We start from the raw sequence: 22,187 nt of genomic DNA, 5'->3' as shown, positions 1-22,187 counted from the left end.
CGTCGAACCGGTTCGTCCCTCTCCCCCTTCCACTCTATACACGAATCCGGGTCCTCATGAGGCGTCCGATCGTGGTCCATAATCGGCTCGCGAAATGCCAAACCACCAGGTGAGGAGTTGCGGAATGGCCTATGTGCTGGGCTTCGGGGAGATCGACAGGACGCAGGTCGCGATCGCCGGCGGCAAGGGCGCGAACCTCGGTGAGCTGTCCCGGGTCGAGGGGGTCGCGGTGCCGGACGGGTTCTGCGTCACGACGGACGCCTTCGCGCAGACGGTGGCGGGGGCGCTCGATGGCCGGCTCGACGAGCTGTCCCGCCTGGAACCGGATGATCAGGAACGGATCCGGGTGTCGAGCGCGGCCATCCGGCGGGAGATCGAAGCGCTGCCGATCCCCGGCGACGTGGCGGCCGCGATCCTCGACGCGCACGCGCGGCTCGGCCTCGAGGGTGCGTACGCGGTCCGCTCCAGTGCCACCGCCGAGGATCTGCCGGGCGCGTCCTTCGCCGGACAGCAGGACAGCTATCTGAACATCGTGGGACCGACGGCGATCCTCGAGCACGTCAGCCGCTGCTGGGCCTCACTGTTCACCGAGCGGGCGGTCACCTATCGGCAGCGAAACGGGTTCGGGCACGAGACGGTTCGCATGGCCGTGGTGGTGCAGCGGATGGTGTTCCCGCGCGCCTCGGGCATTCTGGTCACCGCCGACCCCGTCACCTCCGACCGGACGGTCGTCTCCATCGACGCCGGTTTCGGGCTGGGCGAGGCGCTGGTGTCCGGCCTGGTGAACGCCGACGTCTACCAGGTGCGCGACGGCGAGATCACCGAGCGGACGATCGCCGCCAAGAAACTGTCCATCGAACCGGCGCCCGGCGGTGGCACGCGAGTGCGCGAGATCGATCCCGAGCGTCGCGAGGAGCCGGTCCTCTCCGATACCGAGGTGCTGCGGCTCGCGGCCCTCGGCCGCCGCATCGAGGCGCATTTCGGCAGCCCGCAGGACATCGAATGGTGTTTGGACGGAGCGGATTTCCGCATCGTTCAGAGCCGGCCGATCACCACCCTGTTTCCGATCCCGGTGGCCGCGGACGACGGCAACCGCGTCTACGTGTCGGTCGGCCATCAGCAGATGATGACCGATGCCATGAAACCCCTGGGCATTTCGCTGTGGCAGCTCACCAGCCGCGCACCCATGCGCGACGCGGGCGGCCGGCTGTTCGTGGATGTGACCGCAGCACTGTCGTCACCGACCACCCGGCCCGCGCTGATCGCCGGACTCGGCTCCTCCGATCCCCTCATCGGCGACGCCCTGCGCAGCGTGATCGAGAGCGGCTTCGTTCCCGAAGTGCCACAGGAGGATTCCGCTCCGGCCGTCCTGCGCAGTGCCGCCGCCCCGCCGCTGGACGCCGATCCCGCTCTCGTCGCCGAACTGATCGCGGACGGCGAAGCCTCCCTCGCCGCCTTGAAACGGGATATCGGAACCCATTCCGGGCCCGCCCTGCTCGACTTCATCCGAGCCGATATCCAAGAGCTGCAACGGGTGCTGTTCACCCCGCGCGGCCTGGCCGTGATCACGACGGCGATGAACGCCTCGACCTGGCTCAACGATCAGCTGCGGGAATGGCTGGGCGAGAAGAACTCCGCCGATGCCCTGACCCAATCGGTGCCCGGAAACGTGACCTCGGAGATGGGCCTGGCACTGCTGGACGTCGCCGACGCGATCCGGCCCCATCCGGAGGTCGTGGCCTATCTGCGGCGGATCGAACACGCCGGTCCCGCCGGAAACGACTTCCTGGGCGAGCTGGACGCCTATCGGGGCGGCCGTGAGGCTCGGGCCGCCCTCGAGGACTTCCTCGGCAAGTACGGGATGCGCTGCGCCGGCGAGATCGACATCACCCGGCCGCGGTGGAGCGAAAGCCCCGCCACCCTCGTGCCGACAATCCTGGGCAATATCAAGAACTTCGAGCCCGGCGCGGGCGGACAGCGCTTCGAGAACGGCCTGCGCGACGCCGAACGAACCAGGGAAAGGCTGCTCGAGCGCCTGCGCGCACTGCCCGACGGGCAGCGCAAGGCCGCCGAGACCGAGCAGATGATCGACCGGGTCCGCACCTTCTCCGGCTATCGCGAGTGGCCCAAGTACGGCATGGTCAGCCGCTACTTCGTCTACAAGCGGGCGCTGCTGGCCGAGGCCGGACGCCTGGTGCGGGCCGGGATCCTGCGCGATCCGGAGGACATCTTCTACCTGCGCTTCGACGAGCTACAGGAGGTGGTCGGCACCCAGCGCGCGAGCGCGGAGCTCATCGACGAACGCAAGGCGGCCTTCCGCGTGTACCGATCGCTCACCGCGCCCCGGGTGCTCACCTCCGACGGCCGCGCCCTCACCGGCGCGTACCGGCGCGAGGATCTGCCCGCGGGCGCGCTGCCCGGCATGGCGGTGTCCGCCGGGACCGTCGAGGGCCGCGCCCGTGTCGTCGCCGACATCGCCCAGGCCGATCTCGAACCCGACGACATCCTGGTCACCGCCTACACCGATCCGAGCTGGACCCCGCTGTTCGTCGCGATCAAGGGATTGGTGACCGAGGTCGGCGGCCTGATGACCCACGGCGCGGTGATCGCCCGTGAGTACGGCCTGCCCGCCGTCGTCGGCGTGGAGCACGCCACCGACCTGATCCAGGACGGCCAGCGCATCCGCGTGAACGGCACGGACGGCTACGTCGAAATCCTCTCGGAGCCGGTCGAGTAGACGCACCCGGGCCGCGGAAACGCCTGAGGCGGACGCGAGATCGCGTCCGCCTCAGGGCGATTCGGGTCAGTTCTTGGGGAACTTCAGCTTGCTGAGGTCGAAACCCTCCAGGCCCGGCGGGAGTTCGTTCAGCCCGGCGGGCAGATTGGAGATGTCGGGCATACCGGCGGGCATGCCGCCCGGCAGGCCGGGCATGCCCGGGAAGCCACCGCGTGCAGCCTTGGGCGGGGTCGGGCCGCGCCCGCCCTTCTTGCCCTTCTTGCCTTTGCCCTTGCCCTTGTTCGCGCGCGCGCCGGGCATGCCGAACTGACGGGACATGGCGCCCATCATCTTCTTGGCCTCGAAGAAGCGGTCGACCAGCTGGTTCACGTCGGACACGGAAACGCCGGAGCCGTTGGCGATGCGCAGGCGGCGAGAAGCGTTGATGATCTTCGGGTTCGCGCGCTCGGCCGGGGTCATGCCGCGGATGATGGCCTGCACGCGGTCGAGCTGGCGGTCGTCGACCTGGGCCAGCACGTCCTTCATCTGGCCCGCGCCCGGCAGCATGCCGAGCAGGTTGCCGATCGGGCCCATCTTGCGGATGGCCAGCATCTGCTCGAGGAAGTCCTCCAGGGTCAGCTCGCCGGAGCCGATCTTGCGGGCGGCCTCCTCCGCCTGCTTGGCGTCGTAGACCTGTTCGGCCTGCTCGATCAGGGTGAGCAGGTCGCCCATGCCGAGGATGCGCGAGGCCATGCGGTCGGGGTGGAAGACGTCGAAGTCCTCCAGCTTCTCGCCGGTGGAGGCGAAAAGGATGGGCTGGCCGGTGATCTCGCGCACCGACAGCGCCGCACCACCGCGGGCGTCGCCGTCGAGCTTGGTGAGCACGACACCGGTGAAGCCGACGCCGTCGCGGAAGGCCTCAGCGGTGGAGACCGCGTCCTGGCCGATCATGGCGTCGAGGACGAACAGGGTCTCGTCGGGGTTGACGGCGTCGCGAATGCCCGCGGCCTGCCGCATGAGCTCCTCGTCGATGCCGAGGCGACCGGCGGTGTCGACGATGACCACGTCGTACTGCTTCTGCTTCGCCTCGTCGATACCGGCGCGCGCCACATCGACCGGATCCGACGCCGAGACGCCCAGCGGGTTCTCGCCGCCGCCGATGGAGGTGCCCGGGTGCGGCGCGAAGACCGGCACCCCGGCCCGCTCGCCGACCACCTGCAGCTGGGTGACCGCGCCGGGACGCTGCAGGTCACAGGCCACCAGCAGCGGCGTATGCCCCTGCCCCTTCAGCCATTTGGCGAGCTTGCCCGCGAGGGTGGTCTTACCGGCACCCTGCAGACCGGCCAGCATGATGACCGTCGGCGGGTTCTTGGCCAGCGCAAGCCTTCTCGTCTCGCCGCCGAGGATATTGATCAGTTCCTCGTTGACGATCTTGACGACCTGCTGGGCCGGGTTCAGGGCCGCGGAGACCTCGGCGCCCTTGGCGCGCTCCTTGATCTTGGCGATGAAGCCGCGCACGACGGGCAGCGCCACGTCGGCCTCGAGCAGGGCCAGCCGGATCTCGCGCGCGGTCGCGTCGATGTCCGCCGGCGACAGGCGTCCCTTGCCACGCAGATCCTTGAGGGCACCGGCCAACCGGTCGGAAAGGGATTCGAACACCGATGCTCCTGATCTCGAGGGACTGTCACTCGAGATACCAGGGTAGTGGGCTATTCGAGGGAACGTGGCCGCGGGCTCGGACGCCGCAGGTCGTGCTTCTCCGTGGTGACCATGCCGACGGCCTCGCGGGCGGTCAGCCCCAATTCCAGTGCGAGCCCGTCGAGCAGCGCCCATTCGACGTCGCTGGGAAGGTGCTCGGTGACGGTGGAGGCGATGGTCATGGCGGTCACCGCCTGCTGACCGGTGAGGGTGCGACCTGGGAGCCAGGAGACGACCCAGCGGTCGCCGCCCACACAGCGGGCGATGTGCGAGGTCAAATCACTCGTCATCATCGACGCGGAGACGACTTCGATTGCCACCGACCTGCTCCCCTCGTTCTCGCGACAGCTCTACCCAACTCTCGGGACTCTCAGGGGCTTCGCCCCCGAACCCCCAGGAGGTCCGGGGTCTGGCAAGCGGCACCTGCACGCGAATACTAGGGTGTGACACCGATCACTCGACCGGTATTACAGCAAATTGCCTGCAACATTCTGATTAACTGGCAAACGTACGGTTTGCCAGCTAATCCCGGTCCATGGCGATCGGTCAGGAAACTGCTGGAAGATCCGATTCAGCTGTCCGCTTCGAGAGGTTTCTTCGGTTGTTGCGGCGGCACCACCGCCAGCACCGCCGCGGCGATCTCCGCGCGGCGCTCCGGCGTGTCGGTCGCCCCGAGATCCAGTCCGAAGGTGTCGATGACCGCCGTGCCCATGGTCACCACCTTCGCCCACGAGACGTTCACGCCCACCTCGGCCAGGGCCGCGGCCAACCGGCTCAACAGGCCGATCCGATCCTCGGCCCGCAATTCCAGCAGCACCCGCCCCGGCTCGGCGGTCTCGTGCCAGAACACCCGCGGCTCCGCCTGCGCGAACGGACTCGGCTGGGTCCCGCCCGCGTCGCGCTCCTTGCGCGCCAGCACCGAAGCCAGATCCAGATCGCCGTTGATGGCGCGGATCAGCTCCTGGCGCAACAGGCCCGGGTCCGGCGGGTCACCGAATCGCGGCGCCACCACGAAGGTGTCGATCGCGGACTTGCCCACACTGGCCAGCTCGGCCGACAACACCCGCAGCGAATGCACCGCGAGCACACCCGCCGCGTCCGAGAGCAGTCCGGGATTGTCGGGGGCGACCACGGTGACGACGTGGTGGTAACGGCCCTCCCCCGGCTTCAGATCCACGTGCACGCCACCGGATTCCGCGCGCTCGCGCAGTTCGTCCGGAATCGGGGTCGGCTCGGGCAGTTCCTCGCCCGCCATGGCGCGGCGGCAGTTGCGCACCAGTTCGCCGATGAGCGAGGCCTTCCAGTCGTTCCACACCCCGGGCCCGGTGGCCAGCGCGTCCGCCTCGGCCAGGGCGGCCAGCAGATCGAGCAGGTGCGGATCGCCGTCGAGGGCGTCGATCACCAGTTTCACGGTGTCGGAATCGGTGACGTCGCGCCGGGTGGCGGTGTCGGGCAGCAGCAGGTGGTGGCGCACCATGGCCGCGAGCGTCGCCACGTCGGAGGGCCACAGCCCCAGGCGATTTCCGATGGAGACGGCCAGTTCCGCGCCGACCGCGCTGTGATCCTCGGTGCGCCCCTTGCCGATATCGTGCAGCAGCGCGCCCAGCAGCAGCAGGTCCGGGCGCGAGACCCGGGTGGCCAGCGCCGCGGACTGGGCGACCGTCTCGGTGAGGTGGCGGTCCACGGTCCAGGTGTGGATGGCATCGCGCGGCGGCAGGTCGCGCACCACGCCCCATTCCGGAAAGAGCCTGCCCCACAGGCCAGTCCGGTCCAATGCCTCGATGGCGTCGACGGCGCCGCGGCCCGCTCCGAGCAGCATCAACAGGTCGTTGACGGCGTCCTTGGGCCACGGCTCGCGTAGCTCCGGCGCATCCTCGCCGAGCCGGTTGAGCGTGGTGGCCGACATCGGCAGCCCCGACTGCGCCGACGCGGCGGCCACCCGCAGCACCAGACCCGGATCGCGCTGCGGGCGCGCGTCCCGCGCCAGCACCACCTCCCCGGAATGCTCGACCACCCCCTCATCGAGTGGTCGACGCACCGGGACCCGGCGCAGGCGCGCGAGACCGCGCCGAGGCAGCGCGTTCCCGGCGGTCCGCAGCCCGACATCGGTGGAATAGCTGACGGTGCGAGCCGCGTCCGACAGCGTGCGGGCCAGATCGAAGCGATCGCCGATCCGCAGGGCCGCCCCGATCTCGTCCGCGTCCTGGGCCCGCAACTGGTCGCGGGCCCGGCCCGCTACCCGGTGCAGTTCGGTCCGCACGTCCAGCAGCCGCCGATGCGCCTGCCGCAACCCGCCACCGGGCACCTCCGGACCGAGCCCCGGCATGGCATCGGTCAGCTGTGCGATGGCGAGCGCGTCCAGCAGTTGGATGTCGCGCAGTCCGCCGCGCCCGTTCTTGAGATCGGGCTCGGCGCGGTGCGCGACGTCTCCGCTACGGCGCCAACGGGTTTGGGCCTGCTCCAGCAGGGCGTCGAAACGGGACCGGATTCCGGCACGCCAGTCCCGTCGCACCCCGCTGATCAGCAGATTGCTCAAGCCCTCGTCGCCGACGATGTGCCGCGCCTCGAGCATGCCGAGGCCGGCGGTGAGATCGTCGGAGGCCACGCGCAGCGCCTGCGGGACGGTGCGCACGCTGTGATCGAGCTTGATGTGGGCGTCCCACAGCGGATACCAGAGCTGATCGGCGACCTCGGCGACCCGGGCGGGGTCGATGTCGTCGTAGAGCAGCACCAGATCCAGGTCGGAGTAGGGCAGCATCTCCCGGCGGCCCAGTCCGCCCACCGCGACGATGGCGAGCCCGCTGTCGGCGGTGATGCCGACCTCGTGACCCTTGGTGGTCAGCCACAGTTCGAACAGGTCCACCAGCGCTTCCCGCAGCGCCTCGGCGTCCAGCCGCGTGACGCGGCCGGTGGGTCCGTGCTCGGCGAGCAGTTGGTCGCGGGCCTTCACCAGATCCGAAGCCCCATTGGAAACCTTGTCGTCTCCGGCCTTCTCGTCGCGTGCTTGCTGAAAACCCACAACCCACCACCTGTGTCTGTTTGCCTCCGCTGCGCTCCGGCGGGGTCGCGGCCCTGGAGGTCTCGTTCTTCCCTCCCTCCGCTCCTCCGCTTCGCTCCCCCGCTCCGCTCAGTCCAGAACGAGACGGGCCGCGACCCACATGGGCGAATGCACCGGATATGCAATTTGTTCGGCCGATACCGCGCGAGCACAGCGACGGCCCGTCCCGTTCATGTGAGCGGGAGCGGGCCGCCGCTCGATCTTTCTTCGGTTAGAGCGCGTCTGCTCCGCGTTCGCCGGTGCGCACCCGGATGATCGCGTCGACGGGGGTCACCCAGACCTTGCCGTCACCGATCTTGCCGGTGCGGGCGGCCTCGACGATGACCTCGACGACCTTTTCGACGGAAGCGTCGTCCACGACCACCTCGACCCGGACCTTCGGGACGAAGTCGACGGAGTACTCGGCACCGCGGTAGACCTCGGTGTGGCCCTTCTGGCGGCCGTAGCCCTGAACCTCGCTGACGGTCATGCCGAGCACGCCCGCCTGCTCCAGGCCGGTCTTCACGTCCTCCAGAGTGAACGGCTTCACGATCGCAGTGATCAGTTTCATTTTCGTCATGCCTCCTTGACGGCGGCGGTGCGCGCCGCACCACCCACAGCAGCGAAATCGTATGCCGTTTCAGCGTGGTCCGACTCGTCCATGCCCTCGAACTCGGCTTCCTCGGTGACACGCAGACCGATGGTGTACTTGATGGCGAGCGCGATGATGAGCGTCACGATGAACGAGAAGGCAAGCACCACACCGGCACCCACGGCCTGACGCCACAGCTGGTTGAAGCCGCCGCCGTAGAGCAGACCCTGGACACCCGCCGGCGCCTCCTTGGTGGCCACCAGGCCGACCATCAGGGTGCCGATGATGCCGCCCACGAGGTGGACGCCGACCACGTCGAGCGAGTCGTCGAAGCCCAGCTTGAACTTCAGGCCCACCGCCAGGGCGCAGGCCACACCGGCGACCAGGCCGATGGCCAGCGCGCCGAGGACGTTCACCGAGGAGCAGGACGGGGTGATGGCGACCAGGCCCGCGACGATGCCCGAGGCGGCACCCAGGGAGGTGGCGTGACCGTCACGCAGCTTCTCGACGAGCAGCCAGCCGAGCATGGCCGAGCAGGTGGCGAAGGTGGTGGTCAGGAAGGTCGAACCCGCGGTGCCGTTGGAGGACAGCGCCGAACCGGCGTTGAAGCCGAACCAGCCGAACCACAGCAGACCGGCGCCGAGCATGACGAAGGGCAGGTTGTGCGGGCGCATGGGCGTCTTGGGCCAACCCTTGCGCTTGCCGAGGACGAGGCACAGCGCCAGGCCAGCGGCACCGGCGTTGATGTGGACGGCGGTACCACCCGCGAAGTCGATCACCTTGAGCTTGTTGGCGATCCAGCCACCCGCGTGGATGATGTTGCCGCTGGAGTCGGTGGCGTTGAAGTCGAAGACCCAGTGCGCGACCGGGAAGTAGACGACGGTCGCCCAGATGGCGGCGAACAGCGCCCAGGCTCCGAACTTGAGGCGGTCGGCGACCGCGCCCGAGATCAGGGCGACGGTGATGATCGCGAACATCAGCTGGAAGGCCACGAACACGGTCATCGGAATGCCGGTGTTACCCGCGAGCGGGATGCCGATCGCGTCGGCGGCCTGAATGCCCTTCGACGGGTCGGCGGCCACGGCCGGATGCGCGTCCGCGCCGATCAGGCCCTTGAGCCCGAAGAACTGGGTCGGATTGCCGATCAGTCCGAACTTGTTGTCGCCGAACGATGCCGAAAAGCCGAAAATCGCCCATAGGACGCCGACAATGCCCATGGCACTGATGCTCATCATGATCATGTTGAGCACGTTCTTGCTACGGACCATGCCGCCATAGAAAAACGCGAGCCCTGGGGTCATCAACAACACCAATGCCGAGCTCGCGAGCATCCATGCTGTGTCGCCGGTGTTCGGCACATCAACGATGGGGTACGCCACCTTTTGTCCTCCTCATCTTCAGCCCCGCAGCAACCTGCGAATAAGCCTGCAATGAGATTCGTCAGTTGGTGTTTCAGCCGTGATCCTGCGGCGTTTCGCGTAGGTGAACGGATGAGAGTGCAGTGTTGCGGTCACGTTTCCGAAACCGCGCCACTGTTACGACGACATTGTGAGGATGATGTTGATTTCGATATCGATGCAGTTCAGGGTTGATCAACCGAGCAGCGCGTCGACGAAGGCGCCGGGTTCGAAGGGGGCGAGATCATCCGCTCCCTCTCCCAAACCGACCAGTTTGACTGGTACGCCCAGCTCGTGTTGCACCTGGAACACGATGCCGCCCTTGGCAGTTCCGTCCAGCTTCGTCAGCGCGACGCCGGTGATGTCCACGACGTCGGCGAACACGCGCGCCTGCATCAGGCCGTTCTGGCCGACCGTGGAGTCGAGCACCAGGATGACCTCGTCCACGGCGGCCTTCTTCTCGACCACGCGCTTGACCTTGCCCAGCTCGTCCATCAGGCCGGTCTTGGTGTGCAGGCGGCCCGCGGTGTCGATGAGCACGACATCCACGCCGCGATCGATACCGGCGGACACGGCGTCGAACGCCACGGCCGCGGGATCCGCGCCCTCCTTGCCGCGCACGGTCTCCGCGCCCACGCGCTCACCCCAGGTCTGCAGCTGATCGGCGGCCGCCGCGCGGAAGGTGTCGGCAGCGCCCAGCAGCACACGCCGGCCGTCGGCGACCAGCACCCGCGCCAATTTGCCGGTGGTGGTGGTCTTTCCGGTGCCGTTCACGCCGACGACCAGCAGGATCGACGGATGATCGGCGTGCGGTAGCGCCCGGATGGAACGGTCCAGCTCGGGTCGTAGGGCTTCGACGAGAACCTCGCGCAGCACGGCGCGCGCCTCGGCGGCGGTGCGCACGGTGCGCGACGCCATCTCCTCGCGCAGCCGCTCCACGATGGCGGCGGTGCTGGCGGTGCCGAGGTCGGCCATGACGAGGGTGTCCTCGATCTCCTCCCAGGACTCCTCGTCCAGATCGCCGCCGCCCAGCAGACCGAGCAGCGACTTGCCGACGGCATTCTGCGAGCGGGACAGACGACCGCGCAGGCGGTTCAGACGGCCCGCGGTGGGCTCGATCTCGGCGATGGCCGGGGCGGAAGCCTCGGCCGGAACAGCGGTTTCGGGTGCGGCGGCCGGTGCGCCCGACCGAGCGGCGACAGCGGCCTCGGCGCCGGCGGCGACCTCGGCGGCGGCAACCGCGGCTTCGGCGGCCTCCTCGGCGGCGGCCTCCTGCGAGAGGGGCTGCTCGGCAACCTCTCCCGCGCCCTGACCGGCGGCGGTCTCACCGGCTTGCCCGGCCGCTTCGACGGCAGCGGTCCGCGCCTCGTCCTCGGTCGGCGCGGCGGGAGCGCCGCCCGCGACGGAAGTCGGGGTCGCCGAGCCGGATTCGCCCGCAGCCGAGGCGTCGGCCGACGGCACGTTCTCTGCGGTCGCGGCGTCCCGACCGGCGGCGGCCTGGTCGGTATGGGCAGGAGCGGAGCCGGTGGGCGTGACGGCCTCCGCGGCGGCAGGCGCGGGCTCGGGGCCCTGCACCGGCTCGGGCAGGCGGACATCGGTGATGCTGCGCCTGGCGGCATCGCGCGGGACGGCGGCGTCGTCGCCGACATGGGGCTGGCCCTCGTCGTCGGTGCGCTCGGGCGGGAGCGGGACCGGCTTGGACTCGGCCGCGGGGACCTTCTCCTTCTCGGCGGTGCTTCCTTGGCTGAAGCTGAATCCGCTCGATGCCTGATATCCGCCGGACCGGTCGGTGACCTCCTTGGTTTCGGCGGCCTCCGGGGTCAGCGAGATACGGCGGCGCTTGTTCAGGGCGTATCCGGCAACCAGCGCCACGAGCAGCACCGCGACGATCGCGGCGATCAGGATCCAAACTTCTGCAGTCGTCACGCCCCCATCCTTTCAGAGGCAGTCGTATTGCCGGTTTCACACACCTGCTCGTACGTTGGGAGCAGTGTCGTCTATCACACAGTTGGGCCGCGCAAGCGTCGACACGCCGGGGTGGGGCTCGGAAATCCCGACAACTACCGACCGGTCTGCTCGACTACGTGCCACAGTGCGGAAGGAGCGGCGAATGCGACACCGAGACAATAGGATCGGCGACGTGACCGATCGAAATGTGCTTGGGGGACCGCTGGAGGAGTGTGGCACCGATCCTCTCACCGGCTTCTACCGGGACGGATGCTGCAGCACCGGCCCCGAGGATTTGGGCAGCCACACCGTCTGCACGGTGGTGACCGCGGAGTTCCTGGAGCACCAGAAGTCGATCGGCAACGACCTCGTCACCCCGCGGCCGGAGAACAACTTCCCCGGCCTGCAGCCGGGCGACCGATGGTGCGTGGTGGCGGTGCGCTGGCTGCACGCCCACGAGGACGGGGTGGCCGCACCGGTGGTGCTGGCCGCCACCCACGAGAACGCGCTCGAGGTCGTTCCGATGGAGACCCTGCGCAAGTACGCCGTCGACGTCCCCGACGACGTCAGCGACCTACTGTAGGCAGCCCGCTGTCGTCGCCCCTGCGCAGCGGGGTCTCATCGGCCTTGCCGAGCAGCGCCTCGCTGGCCTTGCGCAGCAGCGCCTCGTTGGCACCGCGCAGCAAAGCCTCGTTGGCACCGCGCAGCAAAGCCTCGTTGGCACTGCGCAATTCGACGCGCGCCGCGCACAGGCGCGGGTCGGAGGCGAAGGCCAGTCGATCCGCGCCGGCCTGCAGCGGGGCATTGAGCACCTGCAGGGTGATGGCGGCCGCGACGGCGGCGAAGAACAGCGCCACCAGGGCGGGCCGCTCCCCCGCGAGGGCGAGCGCCAGTGCGGCCTGGCCGCCGAACACGGCCGCGGTGGCCGCCGAGACGACCAGGGAGTGGATCATGGCCGCCCGCAGGGACTCTCCCTCGTCGTAGGCGTCGATCACCGCGATGCCCAGGCCGAGCACCACCAGGTCGGCGGCCAGCACCGACAGCATGGCGGTCTGCGGAAGCACATTGAGGCCCAACAGGATCAGCGCCGCGCTGAGTCCCAGCAGCAGCGCGCCCACGGTGAGCAGTCCGCCCGCCGAGCGCCGCGAGTCCTCCGACCATTCGGCGTGCTGGCCGAGCATGCCCAGCATGGTGCCCAGCAGCGCGAGCAGGGTCAGCGCGCCGAGCAGGTACCCGGCGGGCAGGAAGCCGCCGGCCGCCGGAATGGCCAGCACCGCGCACAGCGGTATCAGTCCCAACCGCCATACCCGATCCACCCGCTCGACCGCCCGCGCCGGCAGCAGCCGCACGAACGCCCCGCTGAAGGCCAGCGCCGGCGCACACACCAGCACGATCCGCACTCCGTCGAACCAGGGACCGCCCCCGGCCAGCCGATCGGCCACCACCGCCGCCGAATAAACCAGCAACCCGATAGCCGCCCTGCGTAACAACGGCTTTCGCGGATCCCGCGCCAGCAGATACAAACCGAGCCACCATGCGACACCGAACGCCGCGGCCGACACCCAAACCACGCAGGGAGCGTACTTCCCCACTGCCCGTTTGCGGGTCGTTACAAACCCCCCGAATATCCCCTCCCACCAGCATTTTTCACCCACAACCCACTCTCGTCACACCTTCGCACCGGTTAGGACACACCCAGGTCACGAAGCGCCCCAATACCTTTCGCCCCAGCCTCGCATTAGGGGCTCGTTAGGGACCCCCACCTCCCCGATTCACCGAGTGGCGCATCCTGGAGGGGGGATCAGACAAATCCCCTCCAGGATGGGCCACTCGACGAAATGGATGTCGATCCCGGGCGATAACGCCGACCGATTCGGGGGCCGTTGCCGTGGTGGTCACGCCGGGCAGAAGTCCCGGCCGTGCGGAATGCGGCCTCGCACGGGGCGACGTCGCCGAGCAGCCGCGTGCCGCGAAGCGGGCCATGGCTCAGGCGGTTTCGGGGCGGGCCCTCGATACCGACTCGGCGAAGTGGCTGTAGGTCAGGCGGATCGGGGGCGTGGCGGCGACGGTGGGCCTTCTGGCGGCAGGCGGGTGAGCAGTAGCGGGCCGGCCGGTGCCGGTGGGGTGAAGCGGGCACCGAAAGGGACGCGACGAAGCAGCCGGTGTTCAGGCGGATTCGGGGGTGTGGCGGCGGCGGTGGGCCTTTTGACGGCAGGCCGGGGAGCAGTAGCGGGCGGGGCGGCCGGTGGGGGCGGGGTGAATGGGGGTGGTGCAGATCGGGCAGTGCGGGGTTTCGTGACGGCGGGTGGATTCGTCACGGGAGCGGGGGGTGGTTCGGGGTTTCGTTACGGGGATAGTGGAGGGGTGGGCTCGCATCGAGTCCAGGACCAGGGCCGCGGGGCGCGACAGTTCGTGTTCCGAGGTGAGTCGTTGGATCGCAACGCATCCGGTGAAGAGGGCCAGAACATCGGCTAGCGTGAGGTCGGAGCGGACCACGCCCTGGCGTTGGGCGGCCGTGAGCAGGTCTTCGAGGGCGGTGTGGAAGCGGGTGCCGGCGTCGCGGACCAGTTCGCGGGGCCAGCCGTCGTTGCTGACCAGGTCGCACAGGGCCTGGTTGCGATGGGTGGAGGTGATCACCTCGGTGCAGAAGGAGAAGAAGGCAGCGCCGGGGTCGGGGGCATCGCGCAGGCGGTGGGCCAGGCCGGTGAGGCGATTGATGCGCTGCTCCATAACCGCTTCCAGCAGTGCGGTTTTGGTCGGGAAATGGCGGTAGACGGTGCCCGCGCCGACACCCGCGCGGCGGGCCACCTCGGTGAGGGAGACGGCCGCGCCGCGCTCGGCGAGCGCGCGGTGCGCGGCGGCCAGCACCAGGGCTCGATTGCGACGCGCGTCCGCCCGCACACTCGGCGCGGCAGACGCCTGGTTCGGCCTGGCGACCAGCTCGACAGAGGTGGGAGCCGTCGCACGGGGCGAGGCGCCCTTCGCACCGGACGCCGTGGCCTTTCCGCCTGGCGCGGTGGATTTCTCGTGGAGCGCGGCGGGCTGCTCGTGGGGCAAGGTGGGCGCGGACATTTCGTTACGCGGTTCCTTTCCGGTGCTGGCCAACCGGAATCGGGCGGTTCTAGCGTCCGTATACGGGTCGACCGACCCGAATATTACCGAACGAACGGGTGACAATGTCTTCTCAGAGTGAGCTGATCCTGGTGACCGGCGCGACCGGTAAGCAGGGCGGTGTGACCGCGCGGCGGCTGCTCACGGCCGGCCGTCGGGTGCGCGTGCTGGTGCGCGATCCGGAATCGCCTGCCGCGCAGGAACTCGCGGCGGCGGGCGCGGAACTGGCCGTCGGGGACTTCGACGCGGCCGAGACGCTCGACGCGGCACTGTCGGGTGTCGGCGCGGCCTTCCTGGTGCCGCCCGCGACTTTCGGACCCAACGGATGGGATGTCGATCTGGAGGTCGAGCGCGGCACCCGGTTCATCACGGCGGCCCGGGCGGCCGGGGTGGGGTTCCTCGTGTTCACGACCGTCGCGTCCCTGACCGCGGACGGCCAGTGGGGCGCGAAGGGCAAGCGGCAGGTGGAGGCGGCGCTACGCGAGAGCGGCCTGCACTGGACGATTCTGCGTCCGGCCCGGTTCATGGAGAACTACTTCATGCAGGGCTACCCGGTGGACGGCATCAACGGCGGCGTGCACAAGCATCTGTTCCCGGCCGACCGGCCGGTGCAGTCCATCGCATTGGAGGACATCGCCGTGTTCGCGCAGCTGGCCTTCGACGATCCGGCCCGATTCCACGGCGAGACCATCGAATTGGCCGGTGACGCCCTCACCATGTCCGAAGCCGCGATCGCGGTGAGCGCCGCCATCGGGCAGCCGGTCCGCTATGTCGAGGCCACGCAGGAGGAGGCCGAGGCGATGGGAGCGGAGGTCGGGGCCGTGTGGCGGTTGTCGCGGGAGGGCGAGGGCTGGCACGCCGATATCCCCGCGCTCCGCGAAATCCACCCCGGGCTGCGGACTCTCGACGCGTGGCTGGCGGAATCCGGTGCGGCGCGGCTGAAGACGCTGCTCGCCGACTGAGACCGGCGGGGAGGTCGCGCGATGCCCTCCCCGCCGCGCCCAGGGCGGGGTGCGGATCAGGGCAGGGCGCCGTTGTAGTCGGGCAGCTTGAAGGTCTGCTGGGCGTGGCCGCCGGACAGGTCGGAGTCGCTGTTGCCGATATTGGCGACGATCGTGTAGCCCTGGCCCTCGATCGAGGCGCGGGTGGCGGTCTTGTATTCGGCCAGCGCGGCCGCGCCGCTGGAGCCGGTGGTCAGGCCGCCGCCGTAGAGCCCGTCCACCGAGTAGCCGACCGAGCTCAGGTTGATCTGGGTGTAGAAGTTCATGAGCGCGGGCCGCCCGGTCACGAAGATGAGCGACGCGCCTTGGCTTTTCGCCCATTGCGCCAGTGCCAGCATGGGCGGGATGGCCGGGGTGATCGGACCGGGGTGGTAGCTCGTCTCGAGCACGGTGTTGTCGACGTCGAAGACGATGGCGGGTTTGGTGGCCCCGGGCAGCGCGGTCGTCAGGTAGGTCTTGGCGGCGTTGGCGACCGTGGTGACGTCGCTGATCCATTGGCTGTAGGGCGGCAGATTGCTGTTGCTGCCGCCCGATCCGGACAGGGACCCGGTGCCCGAGCCCGAGGCGGAGCCGGATCCCAGTGCGGAGGAACCGGAATCGGCCAGGGCGACGGGCAGCGGGGCGACCAGGCCGACGGTGATGCCGGCGGCCAGTACGGCGATGGAGCGTCTCATGGCGCGGACGCTAGCGCCCACCCAGTGCGACGCGCAGGCGTTTCACTTTGCCCGGCCATCCCGATCCCGCTGAGCGGGACGGGACGCTAGGAAGCGTTCGCGCCCACCAGGTTCTCCCCGCGCATGCGCTGCGAGATCACCTGGGTGATGCCGTCACCGCGCATGCTCACGCCGTAGAGGGCGTCGGCGATCTCCATGGTCGGCTTCTGGTGGGTGATGACGATCAGCTGGCTCTTCTCGCGCAGCTGCTCGAACAGCCCGATGAGCCGGCGCAGGTTGGTGTCGTCCAGCGCCGCCTCGACCTCGTCCATGACATAGAACGGGGAGGGGCGGGCACGGAAGATCGACACCAGGAAAGCCACTGCGGCCAGCGACTTCTCGCCGCCGGAGAGCAGCGAGAGGCGCTTGACCTTCTTGCCCGGCGGGCGCGCCTCGACCTCGACGCCGGTGGTGAGCATATTGGCGGGATCGGTGAGCAGCAGCCGGCCCTCACCGCCTGGGAACAGCCGCGAGAACACGCCTTCGAATTCGCGCTCGACGTCTTCGTAGGCTTCGGTGAAGACCTGCAGGATGCGCTCGTCCACCTCGGCGACGACATCCAGCAGGTCCTGGCGGGCCTTCTTGACGTCCTCGAGCTGGGTGTTGAGGAAGGTGTAGCGCTCCTCGAGGGCCGCGAACTCCTCCAGGGCAAGGGGATTCACCTTGCCGAGGGTGACGAGGTCCTTCTCGGCGCGCTTGGCGCGACGCTCCTGAGTGGCGCGATCATAGGGCATCGGCTGGGGTTCGCTGACGTCCTCGCCGCGCTCGCGGGCCTGCTCGTACTCCATCATCTCGAGCGCGGTGGGCGGCATGGGGACGTCCGGGCCGTACTCGGCGATGAGGTCCTCGAGGCTGACGCCGAACTGCTCGGCGATATTGGTCTCGACCTGCTCGATGCGCAGGGCCGCCTGCGCGCGGGCCACCTCGTCGCGGTGCACGGCGTCGGTGAGCTGCGCCAGCTGCGCGGCCAGGGCGCGCGACCGCTCCTTGGTCTGATCCACCTGGGCCGCGAATTCTGTTCGGCGGCGCACCAATTCGTCGCGGCGGGCACCGGCCTGGGCCACCACCTGTTCGAGTTCGGCGGCCACCTGCTCCGCGGACGCGGCGACGACGGCCGCGACCTCGGCGGCTTGGCGGCGGGCGGCCTGGGCGCGTTCGGCGCGCTGCCGGTTCTCGCGTTCGGCGCGCGCCGCGCGGCGCAGCGAATCCGCTTTGCCGCGAACCGATTCCGCGCGCTCTTCGGCTGTGCGGACGGCCAGGCGGGCCTCGACCTCCATGGACCGGGCCTCGGCGAGCGCGGCCGCCGCCTCCTCCCGGGCGTACCCGGCGGTCTCGGTCCCGGCGGCCTCCGGATCCATCTCGGCCTGCTCGCTCTCGGCATTGCGCAGCCGATCCTCGAGCTCGGCCAGCTTGGAAAGCGTTTCCTCCCGGCCGGTTTCGGCATCGGCGCGCTGCGCCAGCAGTCGATCGCATTCCTTCTGCGCCGTGCGCGCACTGTGCCCGAGCCGCCCGAGCCGGTCATAGATGGCGACCAGCGCCTGATCGGATTCGTGCAACGCGAGCAACGCGTGATCGACCGCATCCTTACGATCGGTCTGCTCCGCCAGCGCCCCGGCGAGCGCGGCCTCGAGCTCCTCGGCCTGCCGCTGCCAGGACTCCAATTCCTGCTTGGCCGAATCGATATCGGCCTGCACCTCGAGTTGACTCGGCGCGCGATCGGACCCGCCGAGCACCCACCCGGTGCCGGTCAGATCACCGTCCCGAGTAACTACCCGCGACTCCGGACGCTCGGCGATGACACACGCTGCGGTGTCCAAATCATCGGCGACGGCAATGCCCGCCGTGAGAGCCGCGATCGCCGTGCGCAGGTTCGCAGGGCAATCCACCACTTCGGACAGCCAGCGCGCGCCCGCAGGTAGTCGCGAATCCACCCGCGCGGCACCGGCGTCAGGACCCATGCCTGCCTGCACGCCGGTCGCGGCGCTGCCGGGCTGTGCGCCGATTCCCGCATCGGGCTGTCCGGTAGCGAAGGTTCCGGCCGGGCGGCAATCGGCGGCGTCGGCGAATACCAATGCGGCACGGCCACCGTCGGCTTCTTTGAGCGCGCGAACGGCGGCGTGGGCGGCGGGGCCGGTGTCGGCGGCGACGGCGTCGGCCAGGGGGCCGAGGGCGGCGGCGACGGCGGCTTCGAAACCGCCGTGGACGCGGATCAGGCCGGAGAGGGGGCCGAGCAGGCCGTCGGTGCGGTGTTCGAGGAGCCAGGCCGCGCCGTCCTTGCGGCGCAGGCCCATGGTGAGGGCTTCGATGCGGGCGGTGAGGGAGGCGACGCGTTTGCCTGCCTCGCGGTCCTTTTCGCGGAGTTCGGTGACGCGCTGGTCGGCCAGGGCGAGGGCTTGGGCGGCGTGTTCGTAGGCGGTGTCGAGGCCCTCCTCGCCCGCGTCGAGTTCGCTGAGTTCGCTCTGGACGGCCTCGAATTCGGCGTTGGCCTCCTCGCCGCGGCGGCGGGCCTCGGCGATGGCGGTGGACATGCGCGAGATCTCGCCGTCGGAGGACTGGGCGCGGGTGCGCAGCGTGTCGACCTGGCCGGAGAGGCGGGCCAGGCCCTCGCGGCGGTCGGCGACGGCGCGCACGGCGGCGAGGTGGGCCTGTTCGGCGGCCTTGGCGGCCATTTCGCGTTCGTGCAGGGCCTCGCGCGCGGCTTCCAGCGTCTCGGTGGCCATTTCGACCGCTTCGCGCAGTTCGGCCTCTTCGGCCTCGACCCGATCCGCCTCGCGCTCCAGCTGTTCGGGATCACGGCCGGTGCCGGTCGGTTGCTCGATGGTGAGGTTGCGCGCACGATCCCGCGCAATGCGGATAGTGGCATTGACACGTTCGGTCAACGCGGACAGCCCGAACCAGATCTGGGCGGCCGCCTCCGCGCTCGGAGTCAGCTTGGACAGCTCGAATTCCTGCTGTGCCAGCGCGGCATTGGCGGCATCCAGCTCGGCTTGCACATTGACGTGCTGCTCGCGCGCGTAGGCTTCCTTGCTCTGCTGGCTCTCCAGTTCGCGGCGGCGGCTCACCAGATCGTCGGCGGCCAGCCGCAATCGGGAATCACGCAATTCGGACTGGACGGTCGCGGCGCGACGCGCCACCTCGGCCTGCCGCCCCAGCGGCTTGAGCTGGCGGCGCAATTCGGTGGTGAGGTCGGTGAGGCGGGCCAGATTCGACTGCATGGCATCGAGCTTGCGGACCGCCTTCTCCTTGCGCCGCCGGTGCTTGAGCACCCCCGCGGCCTCCTCGATGAAGGCGCGCCGATCCTCGGGCCGCGACTCCAGAATCGCCGAAAGCTGCCCCTGACCGACGATGACGTGCATTTCGCGGCCGATACCGGAGTCCGACAGCAGTTCCTGCACATCCATCAGGCGGCAGGAGTTCCCGTTGATCTCGTACTCGCCCGCGCCGTCGCGGAACATGCGGCGCGTGATCGACACCTCGGAGTACTCGATGGGCAGCACCCCGTCGGAGTTGTCGATGGTCAGCGTGACTTCGGCACGACCGAGCGGGGCGCGGCCCGCGGTACCGGCGAAGATGACGTCCTGCATCTTCCCGCCCCGCAGCGCTTTCGCGCCCTGCTCACCCATCACCCAGGTGAGCGCGTCGACGACATTGCTCTTCCCCGACCCATTGGGCCCGACCACGCAGGTGATCCCCGGCTCGAGACGCAATGTCGTCGCGGACGCGAAGGACTTGAACCCCTTCAGCGTCAGACTCTTCAGGTGCACAGCGGCTCAGACTACCCGCTCCCCCACGATTGCCCCGAGTATGCCGAACGTCGCGTCCCATCTGCGCCGATCCCCCCGCCCTTGACTCTCCACCAAGGGGAAGCACGAAGCTTCGACCCATGGACGACGAAACGCTCTACACCATCGGAGCCCTGGCCGACCGAACCGGCCTGACGGTCAAGACCATCCGCTTCTACTCCGACAAAGGGATCGTTCCGCCGACCACGCACAGCCACGGCGGTTACCGCCTCTACGACCTCGAAGCCGTCGCGCGGCTCGAATTGGTCCGCACCCTGCGCGAACTGGGCATGGACCTGGCCACCGTGCGCCGCGTGCTCGCCCGCGAAACCTCCCTGACCGAGGTCGCGGCCGCCCACGCCGAAGCGGTGGACGTCCAGATCCGCGTCCTGCGCCTGCGCCGCGCGGTCCTGCGCGCGGTAGCCAAACGAGATTCGACCGAAAAGGAGATGGAATTCATGCACAAGCTCGTCCAACTGTCCGAGGCCGAACGCGCCCGCATCATCCACGACTTCGTGGACGACACCTTCGGCGCCTTCGACGGCAACCCCGCCGTCGTCGAACTGCTCCGCTCGACCATGCCCGAACTCCCCGACGACCCGACCCCGGAGCAGGTCGGCGCCTGGATGGACCTGGTGGACCTGGTCCAGGACAACGACTTCCGCGCGGCCATCCGCCGCATGGCCGAATACCAGGCCGAGGAGCGAGCCGCGGGCGACGACACCGGCCTGCACCACGACCTGACCGAGGCGGTGCGCGACCAGGTCGGTCACGCGCTGTCGAGCGGCGTCGAGCCCGAGGGCCCGGCCGCCGCGGCGATCATCGGCGAGTTGACCGCCCGATACGCCGAGACCTTCGACAAGCCGGACGACCGCGCGCTGCGCGAGTGGATCCTGGAGCGCCTGGAGATGGCCGATGATCGCCGGGTGGAACGGTATTGGCAGCTCGTGGCGACCATCAACGGCTGGCCGCCGCTGCCGGACCTGGGCCCCACTTTCGCATGGTTCGCCACCGCACTCCGAGTCGATCTCGCACAGTCGTAGGGCATCGGATCAGGTCCAGATCCGAGCAGTGTGCCGTGCTACACGAACGGGAAGCACGGCACCACGCCGCAGACAGTGGCCGCTTCCTGTGCACTCAGCGCGCCGAACTTTGGCGACAGCCGCTCCGGCAGGACATCGCGCCCTGTGGCTTCGGGTCGCGCGTCGCCAGCGGCACGCGGCGAAATCAGATGCCGACCGGTACGAGAAGACGACGGCGCCACAGTTCCAGCAGGGGGAGAGCGAGAAGGGTCGGCCCTAACCAGGCGACGAGCTCGAAGGGACCTCGGAGGGGGCCGTGGAGGGCGAAGGCCACGACCAGGGTTGCGGTCCAGAGGGCGATGTAGGAGCCGCCGAGACCGTGGACGTAGGCGTGGGTCCACGCTTCGGGGCGACCTGCCGCTCTGCGGCCGAGCAAGGCCAGGGCGTAGGTGAGAGCCGAGAGCGGGATCAGCCACCAGAGATCGGTGCGGTGCCAGAGGACCATGATCGTTGCCGTAATGCCGATGGCGGCAAGGGCCCTCAGGTACCAGGGCCACCAATCGGCGGAGTGGCGCGAGCGGGCGGCGTCGGGCCGGGACCTCGCGTCGGCCCAGCCGACAACCGGGCCGAGGAGCAGGCCGAGGGCGCCGGCGGTGATATGGAGGGCCAGCAGGACGGTATAGGCGGGCATGGCCCACCTCCTCGGGGAGCGGGCGGGGCCGGGCTCAGTGGGTGCGGTGGCGGTTCCAGGCGGCGGATTCCCAGCCCATGACGACCCGGAAGACGAGGACCGCGCCCCAGGGGCCGATGACCCAGATGGGCCACGGATAGGTGAATTCGCCTGCGGCGATGGAGATCGCGGCCCAGATGACGAGGCTGAGCAGGCTGACGCCGAGCCAGGCGCTGCCCTCGATTTGCTGCCAGAGGGGTAGCCGGGTGCGCGAGACCGGCTGGGACGCAGCGGCCTCGGTCAGTTTCGGGAGGTCCTGGAGGACCAGTTGGAGGTCTTCGCGTGTGGTGGTGCCGTAGACGCGGGTGAGGCGGTCGTTGTATTCGGCGAGGTCGAGGCGGCCCTCGGTGAGGTGACGGCCGAGCAGGTCGGCGATCTGGGCGCGTTCGGTGTCGGAGGCTCGGGTGCCGGTGGTGATGTCCATGTCGATGCCTAACGGTG

At 69.5% G+C, this 22,187-nt stretch carries 16 protein-coding genes; 4 read left to right on the top strand and 12 right to left on the bottom strand.

Features of this window, described 5'->3' with window-relative positions; genetic code table 11:
• Positions 1-124: 124 nt before the first annotated feature.
• Entirely contained in the window at positions 125-2,737 is a 2,613-nt protein-coding gene (gene rph, locus GPX89_RS04870; RefSeq protein ID WP_157355326.1) for a rifamycin-inactivating phosphotransferase, read from the top strand.
• A 66-nt stretch (positions 2,738-2,803) separates the two neighbouring features.
• On the opposite strand, the gene ffh is transcribed toward rph, so the two are convergent.
• The 6 genes from ffh to ftsY form a co-directional block, all read right to left on the bottom strand.
• Positions 2,804-4,375, bottom strand: coding sequence for a signal recognition particle protein (gene ffh, locus GPX89_RS04865; RefSeq protein WP_328601511.1), 1,572 nt, complete (start codon positions 4,373-4,375; stop codon positions 2,804-2,806).
• Between the two features lie 50 nt (positions 4,376-4,425).
• A complete protein-coding gene (locus tag GPX89_RS04860; protein WP_328601510.1) occupies positions 4,426-4,734 on the bottom strand; it encodes a hypothetical protein in 309 nt (102 codons plus the stop codon).
• Between the two features lie 251 nt (positions 4,735-4,985).
• Positions 4,986-7,433 (bottom strand): [protein-PII] uridylyltransferase, encoded by a 2,448-nt coding sequence (locus tag GPX89_RS04855; RefSeq protein WP_328601509.1) that lies wholly within the window; start codon positions 7,431-7,433, stop codon positions 4,986-4,988.
• A 250-nt stretch (positions 7,434-7,683) separates the two neighbouring features.
• Positions 7,684-8,022 carry a P-II family nitrogen regulator gene (locus GPX89_RS04850; protein ID WP_157355325.1) on the bottom strand — a complete coding sequence of 113 codons (339 nt, stop codon included), beginning with the start codon at positions 8,020-8,022 and terminating at the stop codon, positions 7,684-7,686.
• 5 nt (positions 8,023-8,027) lie between these two features.
• Entirely contained in the window at positions 8,028-9,374 is a 1,347-nt protein-coding gene (locus GPX89_RS04845; RefSeq protein ID WP_157387040.1) for an ammonium transporter, read from the bottom strand.
• A gap of 261 nt (positions 9,375-9,635) precedes the next feature.
• The gene (ftsY, locus tag GPX89_RS04840; protein WP_328601508.1) at positions 9,636-11,366 is read right to left on the bottom strand and encodes a signal recognition particle-docking protein FtsY; all 1,731 of its coding nucleotides are present in this window, start codon (positions 11,364-11,366) and stop codon (positions 9,636-9,638) included.
• A gap of 214 nt (positions 11,367-11,580) precedes the next feature.
• Here ftsY and GPX89_RS04835 point away from each other — a divergent pair, with 214 nt between their 5' ends.
• Complete coding sequence (locus GPX89_RS04835) at positions 11,581-11,970, top strand: DUF2237 family protein (RefSeq protein WP_326357779.1); 390 nt, start codon at positions 11,581-11,583, stop codon at positions 11,968-11,970.
• Here GPX89_RS04835 and GPX89_RS04830 read toward each other — a convergent pair.
• Together GPX89_RS04830 and GPX89_RS04825 are read right to left on the bottom strand one after the other, a co-directional pair.
• Positions 11,954-12,958 carry a hypothetical protein gene (locus GPX89_RS04830; protein ID WP_157355324.1) on the bottom strand — a complete coding sequence of 335 codons (1,005 nt, stop codon included), beginning with the start codon at positions 12,956-12,958 and terminating at the stop codon, positions 11,954-11,956. The two genes, GPX89_RS04835 and GPX89_RS04830, sit on opposite strands and share 17 nt — an antisense overlap.
• Before the next feature lie 595 nt (positions 12,959-13,553).
• Positions 13,554-14,459 carry a TetR/AcrR family transcriptional regulator gene (locus GPX89_RS04825; protein ID WP_157355323.1) on the bottom strand — a complete coding sequence of 302 codons (906 nt, stop codon included), beginning with the start codon at positions 14,457-14,459 and terminating at the stop codon, positions 13,554-13,556.
• A gap of 104 nt (positions 14,460-14,563) precedes the next feature.
• Between GPX89_RS04825 and GPX89_RS04820 the strand changes: the two genes are divergently transcribed.
• Complete coding sequence (locus tag GPX89_RS04820; RefSeq protein WP_157355322.1) at positions 14,564-15,460, top strand: NmrA family NAD(P)-binding protein; 897 nt, start codon at positions 14,564-14,566, stop codon at positions 15,458-15,460.
• Between the two features lie 56 nt (positions 15,461-15,516).
• Here the strand turns inward: GPX89_RS04820 and GPX89_RS04815 are convergent, their stop codons facing one another.
• Together GPX89_RS04815 and GPX89_RS04810 are read right to left on the bottom strand one after the other, a co-directional pair.
• Complete coding sequence (locus GPX89_RS04815; RefSeq protein ID WP_157355321.1) at positions 15,517-16,173, bottom strand: HAD family acid phosphatase; 657 nt, start codon at positions 16,171-16,173, stop codon at positions 15,517-15,519.
• Between the two features lie 86 nt (positions 16,174-16,259).
• On the bottom strand, positions 16,260-19,976 hold the full coding sequence (locus tag GPX89_RS04810) for an AAA family ATPase (RefSeq protein ID WP_328601507.1): 3,717 nt from the start codon (positions 19,974-19,976) through the stop codon (positions 16,260-16,262).
• A 119-nt stretch (positions 19,977-20,095) separates the two neighbouring features.
• On the opposite strand from GPX89_RS04810, the gene GPX89_RS04805 reads away from it, so the two are divergent.
• A complete protein-coding gene (locus tag GPX89_RS04805) occupies positions 20,096-21,037 on the top strand; it encodes a MerR family transcriptional regulator (protein WP_157355320.1) in 942 nt (313 codons plus the stop codon).
• 184 nt (positions 21,038-21,221) lie between these two features.
• Here GPX89_RS04805 and GPX89_RS04800 read toward each other — a convergent pair whose 3' ends face one another.
• Both GPX89_RS04800 and GPX89_RS04795 read right to left on the bottom strand, forming a co-directional pair.
• A complete protein-coding gene (locus GPX89_RS04800) occupies positions 21,222-21,707 on the bottom strand; it encodes a hypothetical protein (protein ID WP_157355319.1) in 486 nt (161 codons plus the stop codon).
• A gap of 34 nt (positions 21,708-21,741) precedes the next feature.
• Positions 21,742-22,170, bottom strand: coding sequence for a DUF1707 SHOCT-like domain-containing protein (locus tag GPX89_RS04795; protein WP_157355318.1), 429 nt, complete (start codon positions 22,168-22,170; stop codon positions 21,742-21,744).
• Positions 22,171-22,187 lie beyond the last annotated feature (17 nt).

This window comes from Nocardia terrae, from assembly GCF_009760405.1.
Taxonomy (GTDB): domain Bacteria; phylum Actinomycetota; class Actinomycetes; order Mycobacteriales; family Mycobacteriaceae; genus Nocardia; species Nocardia terrae.
Note: the sequence above shows the minus strand (reverse complement) of the source record. Positions and strands in the feature narration are given on the sequence as shown.

Excerpts from the sequence above, each read along its gene's own strand:
- rph (WP_157355326.1), top strand. The coding sequence starts at position 125 with ATGGCCTATGTGCTGGGCTTCGGGGAGATCGACAGGACGCAGGTCGCG.
- GPX89_RS04850 (WP_157355325.1), bottom strand. The coding sequence starts at position 8,022 with ATGAAACTGATCACTGCGATCGTGAAGCCGTTCACTCTGGAGGACGTG.
- GPX89_RS04845 (WP_157387040.1), bottom strand. The coding sequence starts at position 9,374 with ATGCTCGCGAGCTCGGCATTGGTGTTGTTGATGACCCCAGGGCTCGCG.
- GPX89_RS04825 (WP_157355323.1), bottom strand. The coding sequence starts at position 14,459 with ATGTCCGCGCCCACCTTGCCCCACGAGCAGCCCGCCGCGCTCCACGAG.
- GPX89_RS04820 (WP_157355322.1), top strand. The coding sequence starts at position 14,564 with ATGTCTTCTCAGAGTGAGCTGATCCTGGTGACCGGCGCGACCGGTAAG.
- GPX89_RS04815 (WP_157355321.1), bottom strand. The coding sequence starts at position 16,173 with ATGAGACGCTCCATCGCCGTACTGGCCGCCGGCATCACCGTCGGCCTG.
- GPX89_RS04805 (WP_157355320.1), top strand. The coding sequence starts at position 20,096 with ATGGACGACGAAACGCTCTACACCATCGGAGCCCTGGCCGACCGAACC.
- GPX89_RS04800 (WP_157355319.1), bottom strand. The coding sequence starts at position 21,707 with ATGCCCGCCTATACCGTCCTGCTGGCCCTCCATATCACCGCCGGCGCC.
- GPX89_RS04795 (WP_157355318.1), bottom strand. The coding sequence starts at position 22,170 with ATGGACATCACCACCGGCACCCGAGCCTCCGACACCGAACGCGCCCAG.